This window comes from Pseudooceanicola pacificus, assembly GCF_009789075.1.
Classification (GTDB): Bacteria; Pseudomonadota; Alphaproteobacteria; order Rhodobacterales; family Rhodobacteraceae; genus Pseudooceanicola; species Pseudooceanicola pacificus.
The window spans coordinates 292,253-303,010 of record NZ_WNXQ01000005.1; the positions used below are offsets into that span (position 1 = coordinate 292,253).

The 10,758-nt window shown below is 70.0% G+C and carries 8 protein-coding genes; 6 read left to right on the forward strand and 2 right to left on the reverse strand.

Going from position 1 to position 10,758, the window contains the following annotated elements; translation table 11 throughout:
* Positions 1–5: 5 nt before the first annotated feature.
* From GLS40_RS11435 to murD, 5 genes are read left to right on the forward strand one after another with little or no spacing between them, the layout of a single operon-like run.
* Positions 6–1,514, forward strand: a complete 1,509-nt coding sequence (locus GLS40_RS11435) for a UDP-N-acetylmuramoyl-L-alanyl-D-glutamate--2,6-diaminopimelate ligase (protein ID WP_160382852.1) — start codon at positions 6–8, stop codon at positions 1,512–1,514.
* Complete coding sequence (locus tag GLS40_RS11440) at positions 1,511–2,941, forward strand: UDP-N-acetylmuramoyl-tripeptide--D-alanyl-D-alanine ligase (RefSeq protein ID WP_160382853.1); 1,431 nt, start codon at positions 1,511–1,513, stop codon at positions 2,939–2,941. Before GLS40_RS11435 ends, GLS40_RS11440 begins: the two co-directional genes overlap by 4 nt.
* Positions 2,942–2,954: 13 nt before the next feature.
* Entirely contained in the window at positions 2,955–4,037 is a 1,083-nt protein-coding gene (mraY, locus tag GLS40_RS11445; protein WP_160382854.1) for a phospho-N-acetylmuramoyl-pentapeptide-transferase, read from the forward strand.
* Position 4,038: 1 nt separating this feature from the next.
* The gene (locus GLS40_RS11450) at positions 4,039–4,572 is read left to right on the forward strand and encodes an AAA family ATPase (protein WP_160382855.1); all 534 of its coding nucleotides are present in this window, start codon (positions 4,039–4,041) and stop codon (positions 4,570–4,572) included.
* A 20-nt stretch (positions 4,573–4,592) separates the two neighbouring features.
* Positions 4,593–5,999 carry a UDP-N-acetylmuramoyl-L-alanine--D-glutamate ligase gene (murD, locus tag GLS40_RS11455; RefSeq protein WP_160382856.1) on the forward strand — a complete coding sequence of 469 codons (1,407 nt, stop codon included), beginning with the start codon at positions 4,593–4,595 and terminating at the stop codon, positions 5,997–5,999.
* Here murD and GLS40_RS11460 read toward each other — a convergent pair.
* Positions 5,996–7,165: a BaiN/RdsA family NAD(P)/FAD-dependent oxidoreductase gene (locus GLS40_RS11460; protein WP_160382857.1), complete on the reverse strand. Its 1,170-nt coding sequence runs from the start codon at positions 7,163–7,165 to the stop codon at positions 5,996–5,998. The two genes, murD and GLS40_RS11460, sit on opposite strands and share 4 nt — an antisense overlap.
* A gap of 42 nt (positions 7,166–7,207) precedes the next feature.
* Positions 7,208–8,188, reverse strand: coding sequence for an NAD(P)H-dependent flavin oxidoreductase (locus GLS40_RS11465; protein WP_160382858.1), 981 nt, complete (start codon positions 8,186–8,188; stop codon positions 7,208–7,210).
* 480 nt (positions 8,189–8,668) lie between these two features.
* Between GLS40_RS11465 and GLS40_RS11470 the strand changes: the two genes are divergently transcribed.
* A partial coding sequence (locus GLS40_RS11470) for a sensor histidine kinase (RefSeq protein WP_160382859.1) occupies positions 8,669–10,758 on the forward strand: 2,090 nt, incomplete at its 3' end.

A 10,758-nucleotide genomic window follows, 5' to 3' on the forward strand; every position in this document is an offset into this window, starting at 1 on the left:
GTCAGATGGCAGCGAGGCAGACGGGCAAGATCAGGACTCTGGCCGACCTCGGCCTGACGGCCAGGCAGGGCGGGGCGGCCAGCATCACCGGCCTGACGGTGGACAATCGCACGGTGACGCCCGGCAGCCTGTTTGCCGCCTTGCCCGGCACCCGGGTGCATGGCGCCCGCTTCGTGGGGCAGGCGCTGGAGGCCGGGGCTGCGGCGATCCTGACGGATGCCGAGGGGGTGCAGATCCTCAACGCCACCGCCGCCGAGGCGATGATGCGCTCGGGCGCCGCGCTGATCGTGGCCGAGGACGCCCGCCAGACGCTGGCCTATGCCGCCGCGCTCTGGTTCGGGGCCCAGCCCGAGGTGATGGCGGCGGTGACCGGCACCAACGGCAAGACCTCGGTTGCGACCTTCACCCGGCAGATCTGGTCGATTCTGGGCCATGACGCGGTCAATGTCGGCACCACCGGGGTCGAAGGCGCCTGGCACGCCCCCCTGTCGCACACCACGCCCGAGCCGATCACCCTGCACCGCCTGCTGGCCGAGGCCGCACGCGCCGGGGTGAGCCATGCGGCGATGGAGGCCTCTTCCCACGGGCTGGCGCAGCGCCGGCTGGACGGGGTGCAGCTGACGGCGGCGGCCTTTACCAATTTCACCCAGGACCACCTGGATTACCACGCGAGCTTTGACGAATATTTCGACGCCAAGGCGGGCCTCTTCCGCCGGCTGCTGCCTCCCGAGGGCGTGGCGGTGATCAATCTCGACGGACATCGCGGGGCCGACATGGCGCAGGTCGCCGTCGACAAGGGCGCCAAGATCCTGGGCGTGGGCCGCACCGGGCGGGCACAGCTGCGCATCCTGGCGCAAAGGTTCGAACCCGACGGGCAGGTCCTGCGTTTCGGCTGGGACGGGCGCCAGCACCAGGTGCATCTGCCGCTGATCGGCGGCTTCCAGGCGGAAAACGTGCTGGTGGCGGCGGGGCTGGCGATTGCCTGCGGCGACGCGCCGGGCGATGTCTTCGGCACGCTTTCGGGGCTGGAAACGGTGCACGGGCGGATGCAGCTGGTCGCCCGGCGCGAAACGGGGGCGGGCGTCTATGTCGATTTCGCCCATACGCCGGATGCCGTGTCGACCGCGCTCAGGGCCATGCGCCCGCATGTGATGGGCCGGCTGGTGGTCGTGCTGGGCGCCGGGGGCGATCGCGACGCGACCAAGCGGCCCCTGATGGGGCAGGCGGCGGCGGAACATGCGGATCTGGTCATCGTGACCGACGACAACCCGCGCTCCGAGGATCCGGCGGCGATCCGGCAGGCCGTCCTGCTGGGCTGTCCCGACGGGCTGGAGGTCGGCGACCGGGCCGAGGCGATCCTGCGCGGTGTCGACGCGCTTGGCCCCGGCGATGCGCTGCTGATCGCGGGCAAGGGGCACGAGACCGGCCAGATCATCGGGGCGAGCACCTATCCCTTCGACGATGCCGAACAGGCCTCGGTCGCGGTGGCGGCGCTGGACGGGAGGCTTGCATGAGCCTTTGGACCGCGGCGGAAGCCGGGGCAGCGACGCGGGGCGAGTTGCGCGGCGACTGGTCCGTCAACGGCGTCTCCATCGACACCCGCACGATCCGGCCGGGCGATCTGTTCGTGGCGCTCAAGGCCGCGCGCGACGGGCATGAATTCGTGGCACAGGCGCTGGACAAGGGCGCCGGGGCCGCGCTGGTGGATCACGTCCCCGAAGGAGTGGCCCCCGACGCGCCGCTGCTGATCGTGCCCGATGTGCTGGAGGCGCTTGGCGATCTGGGCCGGGCGGCGCGGGCGCGGATGGGCGGCAAGGTCGTGGCGGTCACCGGCTCGGTCGGCAAGACCTCGACCAAGGAAATGCTGCGCGTGGTCCTCAGCCATCAGGCCCGCACCCATGTGGCCGAGGCGAGTTACAACAATCACTGGGGCGTGCCGCTGACGCTGGCCCGGATGCCCGCCGACACCGAACTTGCGGTGATCGAGATCGGCATGAACCACCCCGGAGAGATCGCCCCGCTGGCCCGGCTGGCCCGCCCGCATGTGGCGATGATCACCACCGTCGCCGCCGCGCATCTTGAGGCGTTTGAGGATCTCGCCGGGATCGCCCGGGAAAAGGCCAGCATTTTCGAGGGGTTGGAGCCGGGCGGCGTGGCCGTTGTGAATGGCGACCTCGATACCTCGCCGATCCTGATCGACACCGCGCTGGCCCGTGGCGCGCGGGTGATCACCTTTGGCGAGGCGGCGGGCAATCACCACCGCCTGACCGGCATCGGCTTTTCCGACGACACCACCGTGGCCGAGGCGCGGGCCTGGCGGACCCAGGTGCTTTACAAGGTCGGCGCGGCGGGGCGGCATTTCGCCGTCAACGCCCTGGGCGTGCTGGCCGTGGCCTGGGCGCTTGGCCTCGACCGGGCGCTGGCCGCCGCCGACCTGTCGCGCTGGTCGCCGCCCGCGGGGCGGGGCATGCGCGAGGTGCTTCTGCTCGACCGCGTCGAGGAGGGGCTGAGCTTCGAGCTGATCGACGACGCCTTCAACGCCAACCCCACCTCGATGGCCGCCGCGCTGGAGGTGCTGGCCGCCGCCACCCCGCGCGACAATGTCGGGCGCCATTCCCACGGGCGCCGGGTGGCCGTGCTGGGCGAGATGCTGGAACTGGGCCCCGACGAGGCGGCCATGCACCTTGGCCTGGCGGATCTGGAAACGATGTCGGCCATCGACGTGGTGCATTGCGTGGGCCAGCTGATGCGCCCGCTCTACGAAGCCCTGCCCGAGGCGCAGCGGGGCCGCTATGCCGCCAAGGCCGAGAGCCTGGCCGGCAAGGCCGCCCGGCTGGTGGATGCCGGCGACGTGGTGCTGGTCAAGGGATCCAAGGGCAGCAAGGTGTCGCTGGTCGTTGACGCCATGCGCAAATTGGGCCATCCGGCGGCACAATCATGAATTGGGAACCGATATGCTCTACTGGCTGACCGCGCTGTCCGATGGCGGCGATGTCTTCAACCTGTTCCGCTACATCACCTTCCGCGCTGGCGGGGCGTTTATGACGGCGCTGATCTTCGGTTTCCTGTTCGGGACCCCCCTGATCAACGTGCTGCGCCGCAAACAGGGCAAGGGCCAGCCGATCCGCACCGACGGGCCCGAGGGGCATTTCGTCAAGGCGGGGACGCCGACGATGGGCGGGCTGCTGATCGTGGGCGCGCTGCTGACCTCGACCCTGCTCTGGGCGCGGCTCGACAATCCCTTTGTCTGGATCGTGCTCTTCGTCACGCTGGCCTTCGGGCTGATCGGCTTTGCCGACGATTATGCCAAGGTGTCGAAACAGAACGTCGCGGGGCTGTCCAGCCGGATGCGGCTTGGCCTGGGCTTCGTCATCGCCGCGATTGCCGCGATCTGGGCCACCTGGGCGCATCCGCCAGAGTTGCAGAACCAGCTGGCGCTGCCGGTGTTCAAGGACGTGCTGCTGTATCTGGGCTATTTCTTCACGCCCTTCGCCATGTTCGTGATCGTCGGATCGGCCAATGCGGTGAACCTGACGGACGGGCTGGACGGGCTGGCGATCATGCCGGTGATGATCGCGGCCTCGGCCCTGGGCGTGATCGCCTATACGGTCGGGCGGGTCGACTTCTCGGACTATCTCGACGTGCATTACGTACCGGGCACGGGCGAGATCCTGATCTTTGTCGCGGGCCTCGTGGGCGGGGGGCTGGGCTTCCTGTGGTACAACGCGCCGCCCGCCGCCGTCTTCATGGGCGACACCGGCTCGCTGGCGCTTGGCGGGGCCATCGGGGCGATTGCCGTGGCCACCAAGCACGAGATCGTGCTGGGCATCATTGGCGGCCTCTTCGTGGTCGAGGCGCTGTCGGTGATCATCCAGGTGCTCTACTTCAAGCGCACCGGCAAGCGCGTCTTCCTGATGGCGCCGATCCACCATCACTACGAGAAGAAGGGCTGGGCCGAGCCGCAGATCGTGATCCGGTTCTGGATCATCTCGCTGATCCTCGCGATGATCGGGCTGGCGACGCTCAAGCTGCGCTGAGATGCGCCGCCGGGTGGTGCTGTCGGGCTGTTCCGGCGGGGGCAAGTCCTCGCTGCTGGAGGAACTGGCCCGCCGGGGCCATGCCACCTGCGCCGAGGCCGGGCGCGATATCGTGACGGCGGAGGAGGCGCGGGGCGGCACCGTGCTGCCCTGGCTGGACCTGCCCGCATTTGTCCGCGCCACGCTTGAGCTGTCGGTGGAACGGTTCGATGCGGCGGCCCCCGGGGTCACGTTCTACGACCGCTCGTTCCTGGATGCGCAGGTCTGGTTCCTGTCGCACGGCGGGTTGCCGGGGGATTGCGCAGAACGGATCGGTGACCGGCGCTATGACGGGACGGTCTATCTTGTCCCGCCGTGGCGCGATATCTACCGGATAGATGACGCGCGGCGGCACGGCTGGGACGCGGCTGTGGCGGAATTCGAGGCGTTGCATCGGTTGCTGCCGGACCTTGGCTACCGCACGGTGGAGGTGCCGCGCCTGACGATCGGCGCGCGGGCCGAATGGATCGAGCGGCAGGTCGCCGGAACGGCGTGAAACAAGGGGCAGGGAACGGCATGATACCGGTCACGGGATTTGACGGACAGAACATCGGCGTACTGGGCCTGGGACGCTCGGGCCTGGCGACGGCGCGGGCCCTGCGCGCGGGCGGGGCGGTGCCGGTCTGCTGGGACGACAACCCCGCCGCGCGCGAGGCGGCCGAGGGCGAGGGCTTTGCCTGCCGCGACCTGTCGCGCCCCGATGCGCTGGACGATATCGCGCGGCTGGTGGTCAGCCCCGGGATCCCGCACCTTTACCCGCGGCCCAACCCGGTGATCGCCCTGGCCTATGACGCGGGCGTGCCGGTGGACAATGACATCGGGCTGTTCTTCCGCTCGCTCGCCTCGGGCGCCTGGGATGACTTCGACACGCCGCCCCGGGTGATCGCGGTGACCGGGTCGAACGGGAAATCCACCACCTCGGCCCTGATCCATCACCTGCTGCTGGCCGCCGGGCGCAGCGCGCAGCTGGCGGGCAACATCGGGCGCGGCGTGCTGGACATCGACCCGCCCGACGATGGCGGCGTGGTGGTGCTGGAACTGTCCTCCTACCAGACCGACCTGGCGCGCGCGCTGACGCCGGATGTGGCCGTCTTCACCAACTTCTCGCCCGACCATCTGGACCGTCACGCCGGGCTTGGCGGATATTTCGCGGCCAAGCGGCGGCTCTTTGCCGAGGGCGGGCCGGACCGCGCGGTGATCGGCGTGGACGAACCCGAGGGCCAGTACCTGGCCGGGCAGCTCTCCGAAGGGGCGGCGGACGACCGGGTGATCCGCGTCTCGTCGGCGCGCAAGCTGTCGGGCCCGGGCTGGCAGGTCTTTGCGCGCAAGGGCTTCCTGTCGGAATGGCGCAAGGGCAAGCAGGTCGCCTCGATCGACCTGCGCGACGTGGCGGGCCTGCCGGGGGCGCATAACCATCAGAACGCCTGCGCCGCCTATGCCGCGGTGCGTGTGCTGGGCATCGCGCCGCGGGTGATCGAAACCGCGTTCCACAGCTTTGCCGGCCTGCCGCACCGTTCGCAGCTGGTGGCCGAGGCGCATGGCGTGCGCTACGTCAACGACAGCAAGGCGACCAATGTGGATTCCGCGGCCAAGGCGCTGATGGCCTTTCCGAAAATCCGCTGGATCTGCGGCGGGCTGGAAAAGGAGGGCGGGCTGGACCCGCTGCTGGAGGCCGCCGGTTCGGTGATCAAGGCCTATGTCATCGGGCGCGAGGCCGCCGCCTTTGCCGTCAAGCTGCGCGGGATCGAGGCCGAGGTCTGCACCGATATGGCCACCGCCGTCGCCCATGCCGTGGCCGAGGCGGAAGCGGGCGACACGGTGTTGCTGGCCCCCGCGGCGGCGTCCTTCGATCAGTACGACAGTTTCGAGCGGCGGGGCGAAGATTTCACCGCCCGGGTCAAGGCGGCGCTGGACCAGGGCTAGGCCGCCCGGATCGCCCCGGCGGCGGCCATGCCCGAGGCCCAGGCCCATTGGAAATTATGCCCGCCCAGGTGCCCAGTCACGTCGACGCATTCGCCGATGAAATAGAGCCCGGGCACATGTTTGGATTCCATGCTCTGCGAGGACAGCCCGCCGGTGTCGATCCCGCCCAGAGTGACCTCGGCGGTGCGATACCCTTCGGAGCCGGTGGGTTTCAGCCGCCAGTCCGCCAGGGTTGCGGCCAGCGCGTCGAGCGCGCGGTCTGACTGGTCGGCGAGGTTGCCCGACATCCCCAGTTCGACCCCCAGATGGTCGGCCAGCCGGGCGGGCAGGTGGCGGGCCAGCACTGTCGGCAGCGCCTTGCGCCCGTCGGTCTGGCGCGCCGCCTTCAGCGCGCCGGCCAGGTCGGCGGCGGGGGCGAGGGTCACCGCGATCTCTTCCCCCTCGCGCCAGTAGGAGCTTGCCTGCAGCACCGCAGGGCCGGAAAGGCCCCGGTGGGTGAACAGCAGGGCCTCGTCGAAACTGGCGGTGCCGGCGGCGACCCGGGCGGGCAGCGAGACACCGGAGAGACCGGGGAAACGGTCGGCGTTGAAGGTCAGCGGCACAAGCGCGGGGCGGGTGTCGGTCACCGCATGGCCGAACTGGCGGGCCAGGTCATAGGCAAAGCCGGTGGCGCCCATGCCGGGGATCGACTTGCCCCCCGTCGCCACCACAAGGTTGCGGGCCTGCACCCGGCGACCGTCGCTCAGCCGCACCGTGAATCCGCCGGGGGAGCGTGCGACATCCTCCACCCCGGTTTGCAGCACCAGCTCGGCGCCGGACGCCTTGAGCAGGTCCAGCAGCATGGCGACGATCTGTTTGGCGCTGTCGTCGCAGAACAGCTGCCCCAGGGTCTTTTCATGCCAGGCGATGCCGTGGCTGTCGACCAGCGCGATGAAATCCCAGGGCGTGTAGCGCGCCAGGGCGGATTTCACGAAATGCGGGTTGGCCGACAGGAAATTCCCCGGCTCGCAGTACATGTTGGTGAAGTTGCAGCGCCCGCCGCCGGAAATGCGGATCTTTTCGCCCGGGGCGCGGGCGTGGTCGACCACCAGCACCCGGCCGCCGCAATGGGCGGCGCACATCAGGCCGGCGGCCCCGGCGCCCAGGATCAGCGTGTCATAGTCCATCCGCGCGGGATGCCCGACGCGCCGCCCCTTGGCAAGATGGTGTCAGGCGACCAGGGCGGGCAGGCGCCTGCGGATCACGTCCTCGGCCTCGGCCACGATGCCGGCGATCAGCGCGGCGCAGGTGGGCACGTCCTCGATCAGCCCGGCCACCATCCCGGCGGTCCAGAGCCCCGAATCCGGGTCGCCCTCGGTATAGACGCCACGGCCCCGGGCGCCCGATACGAGGTCCATCAGGTCCTCGATCTTGACGTCCTGGCCCATCTCGCGTTCCTTGGCGACCACCTTTTCGGACACCGCGTTGCGGATCACCCGGCTGGTGTTGCGCAGGGGGCGGAGGATCAGCAGCGTGTCGCGTTCGCCCGATTCGACGATGCGCTGCTTGACGTTGGCATGGATCGGCGCCTCGGCGGTGGCCATGAAGCGGGTGCCCATGTTGATCCCCTCGGCGCCAAGCGCGAGGGCCATCGCCAGCTGCCGCCCGTTGCCGAACCCGCCCGAGGCGATGACGGGAATATCCAGCGCATCCACCGCCAGCGGCACGAGGATCTGGTTCGTCACGTCGTCCTCGCCCACATGTCCCGCGCATTCGAACCCGTCGATCGAGATCACGTCGACCCCCAGGCGCTGCGCCGTCAGGGCGTGGCGCACGGCGGTGCATTTGTGGATGACCTTGATCCCGGCCTGTTTGAACATGCCGATGAATTCGGCCGGGTTGGACCCGGCGGTCTCGACGATGCCGACACCGGCATCCACGATGGCCTGGGCGTAGTCCTTGTGCGGGATCGGCCGCAGCGAGGGCAGGATCGTCAGGTTCACCGCAAAGGGCTTGTCCGTCATCGACCGGCAGCGCGCGATCTCGGCGCTCAGGGCCGCGGGGTCGGGCTGGGTGAGCGCGGTGATGACGCCCAGACCGCCGCCGTTCGACACCGCCGAGGCGAGTTCGGCCGTCGCTACCCACTGCATGCCGCCCTGCACGATCGGGTGGTCGATGCCCATCATTTCGGTGAACCGGGTTTTCAGCATGTCTGGCCCTCTCTGTGCTGTGCCCGGCACTATAGACGCGGGCACAGGGCCGCACAGCGCGGGGGGCAAAGCGGCATGGATGTGGCATGGCGGGACATGGCGGTGCGGGGCAGTCGTCACGCGGTGCGAGAAACGGCTCGCACCGCGCGCGTGGCGCGTGCCTCTGGGGACGGGCCTGGCGCCGGTAATTTTGGAAAAGGGCTACGTCATTAAATGGCGACCGGCTGCTTGATGGGACGCGCGGCCGGCATATCCGATGGTTTCGCTGAAATTTCCAAGCCTGGGGTTGCAAGCTTCCCCCGCGTCACTTGTGTAGTCCCACCTGGGCCCGGGTTGCTCCCCCCCGATCAGGGGGGCAGCAAAGCATTGATCGGGACACTGAATGCCCGCAAGATCACGCGGATTTCATCCCGGTCCGCATCTTGCGGGGTTCCCGGGCGCGGGCCGCCCTGCGGTCCGGCGGTTTTACGGATTTCTGGAATGCTGCGCACGCCATTCATTCTGCTTTCGGGCCTGATCGCCCTGCCCATGATTTCGGCTGCGGTGGTGCTGTGGCTGGCCCTGACACAGCCCTTCCTGGGCCTGCACCTGGTCCCGCAGGAGGGCGCGGCGGTGGTGGCCGGGCGGCTGGATGACGGCCCCTCGGCCGGGCTGCGCTTCGGGGATCGCCTTGTCGCGCTGATTCCGGGCGGCGGAGCGCCCCTTGCCATCAGCGCCGAGGATGTGATCGAGGAACCCGACGGCCTGCCCACCGTTGCCGCGATGCAGGAGATGTTCGCCCACAGCGGCGCGCTGGACGCGGCGCTGCGCGCCGGGCCGGTCGAGCTGGTGGTCGCCCGCGACGGGGCCGAGCTCGCCCTGCCGGTCCGGCCCGGGGACATGCGCCCGATGAGTGATCTGCCCGGGGTCTTCTGGGTGCAGCTCCTTGTCGGGCTGTCGGCGGTCTGGATCGGGGGCTGGGTGCTGGCCGTGCGGCGGCGCGAGCCGGCGGCGGCCTGGCTGGCCCTGTCGGCGGTCGGGCTCATGGCCTCGTCCCACGCCGCCGCGCTCTATTCCACGCGGGAACTGGCGCTGCCCGAGATGGTCTTTGCCTTCGCCTCGGCGGTGAACACGGGCGGGGCGCTGGCCTTTGGCATCGGGATGATCTGCCTGTTCCTGGTCTACCCGGTCCGCTACCTGCCCCGCTGGGCGGTCTGGCTGCCGGTTGCGGTCTTTGGCACATGGGCAGTGCTGGCCGTCCTCAGGCTGACCGTCACCTCGGTGATGACGATCCACCTGCCGGTGCTGATCGAGATGATCTGCATCCTGGTCGCCGCCACCGCTCAGGTGGTGGTGACGCGCGGCAATCCGCATGCCCGGGCCGCGCTGCGCTGGTTCGGCCTGTCGGTCACGCTGGGCGCCGGCGGCTTCGTCGGGCTGATCGCGATGCCTCAGGCCTTTGGCATGGAGCCGCAGATTTCGCAGGGCCATGCCTTCGGGCTGTTCCTGATCGTCTATGCCGGGCTGGCCGTGGGCGTGGCGCGCTACCGGCTGTTCGACCTGGAATTCTACGCCTTCCGGATGCTGTTCTATGCCGGGGGGGTGGCGCTGCTGCTGCTGCTGGACGCGGCGCTGGTCTATGCCGTGACGATGGACCGGTTCCCGGCCTTCTCGCTGGCGCTGCTGGTGGTGGCCTTCCTCTACCTGCCCGCAAGGGACGAGCTGGCGCGCGCCCTCGGCGGGCGCAGGGCCACCACGACCGAGGAGCTGCTTGACCTCGTCTCCGGTGTCGCCCTGGCGCAGGGGGCGGCTGCGCAGCGCGACAAGCTGCACGAGCTGCTGACGGTGCTGTTCCAGCCGATGGAGATCACCCGCGCGCCGCAGCAGGTCGACGCGCCGGTCCTGCGCGAAGGCGGCGCGGCGATGGACCTGCCGGGGATCGACGCCGTCGAATCGACGCGGATGAAATGGTCGCACCGGGGGCGGCGGCTGTTTTCGGCCCGTGACGCCCAGCGGGTGGCGGCGGTGCTGCAGATGGCGGCGCAGGTGATCGAACGCCGCCGCGCCTACGAGGCCGGGGCCGAGGAAGAGCGCCGCCGCATCAACCGCGACATGCATGACAACATCGGCGTCCAGCTGCTGGGGGCCCTGCATTCGCGGGATCCGGGGCGCAAGGATGCGCTGATCCGCCAGACCCTGACCGACCTGCGCGAGATCGTCTCGACCCCGGCCGGAGAGGTGGTGAACATGGCCGACCTGCTGGGCGACCTGCGGGCGGAGATCTCGGAACATCTGTCGGCGGCGGATGTGGCGCTGGACTGGGCGCAGGATGCCGGCCTGCCGGACGGGCCGGTCGCGCCGCATGTGGCGAATTCCCTGCGCGCCATCCTGCGCGAGGCGGCAAGCAACGTGCTGCACCATTCCGGCGCGGGGCGGGCGCAGGTCGCGCTGACGATGCGCCCGGGTGCCGGTGGCGCGCCGCGCCTGATGGTGCGGGTGTCCGATGACGGGCGCGGCCTGGCCGCCGCGCAGGCCGGGCCCTGGGCGCGGGGGTTGTCGCCGGCGGCGGCCTTGAGCAACGGGGTCAGCCG

Bases quoted from the DNA above. Each gene is read 5' to 3' on its own strand.
- GLS40_RS11440 (WP_160382853.1), top strand. From the start codon at position 1,511: ATGAGCCTTTGGACCGCGGCGGAAGCCGGGGCAGCGACGCGGGGCGAG.
- GLS40_RS11465 (WP_160382858.1), bottom strand. From the start codon at position 8,188: ATGCTGAAAACCCGGTTCACCGAAATGATGGGCATCGACCACCCGATC.
- GLS40_RS11435 (WP_160382852.1), top strand. From the start codon at position 6: ATGGCAGCGAGGCAGACGGGCAAGATCAGGACTCTGGCCGACCTCGGC.
- GLS40_RS11450 (WP_160382855.1), top strand. From the start codon at position 4,039: ATGCGCCGCCGGGTGGTGCTGTCGGGCTGTTCCGGCGGGGGCAAGTCC.
- mraY (WP_160382854.1), top strand. From the start codon at position 2,955: ATGCTCTACTGGCTGACCGCGCTGTCCGATGGCGGCGATGTCTTCAAC.
- murD (WP_160382856.1), top strand. From the start codon at position 4,593: ATGATACCGGTCACGGGATTTGACGGACAGAACATCGGCGTACTGGGC.
- GLS40_RS11460 (WP_160382857.1), bottom strand. From the start codon at position 7,165: ATGGACTATGACACGCTGATCCTGGGCGCCGGGGCCGCCGGCCTGATG.